This is a genomic window from Vibrio sp. S9_S30 (assembly GCF_014694455.1).
Lineage (GTDB): Bacteria > Pseudomonadota > Gammaproteobacteria > Enterobacterales > Vibrionaceae > Vibrio.
Genome location: NZ_JAAUWT010000149.1, coordinates 1 through 409 on the forward strand (window position 1 = coordinate 1; position 409 = coordinate 409).

The window sequence follows — 409 nt, forward strand, 5'->3', positions numbered from 1 at the left end:
AAAAGAGTAAGACATAGGATTTGAGAACTTTTAATTGAATAACAACGCTTATCCGAAGATAAGGGGATAGTTGTTATTCGTCAGCTTTCCAAATTGTTAAAGAGCGTGATCCATTTTAAGAACCATTTCTAAATATTCTCTAGTTGAAGAGAAGAACACTTAAAGATGGTGGAGCTAAGCAGGATCGAACTGCTGACCTCCTGCGTGCAAGGCAGGCGCTCTCCCAGCTGAGCTATAGCCCCATCAATAATGTTGCTGGAATCTTGCTTTCGGCAAGATTGGTGGGTCTGAGTGGACTTGAACCACCGACCTCCCGCTTATCAGGCGAGCGCTCTAACCAGCTGAGCTACAGACCCAACATTACTCTTAACTGTTATAAACCGTATCAATCTGTGTGGACACTCGTCTC

General features: G+C 44.0%; 2 tRNA genes. Both read right to left on the minus strand.

Annotation, left to right across the window (positions count from 1 at the left end):
* Positions 1-166: 166 nt before the first annotated feature.
* Positions 167-242, minus strand: a tRNA-Ala gene (locus HC752_RS24445).
* A 37-nt stretch (positions 243-279) separates the two neighbouring features.
* A tRNA-Ile gene (locus HC752_RS24450) sits at positions 280-356 on the minus strand.
* Positions 357-409 lie beyond the last annotated feature (53 nt).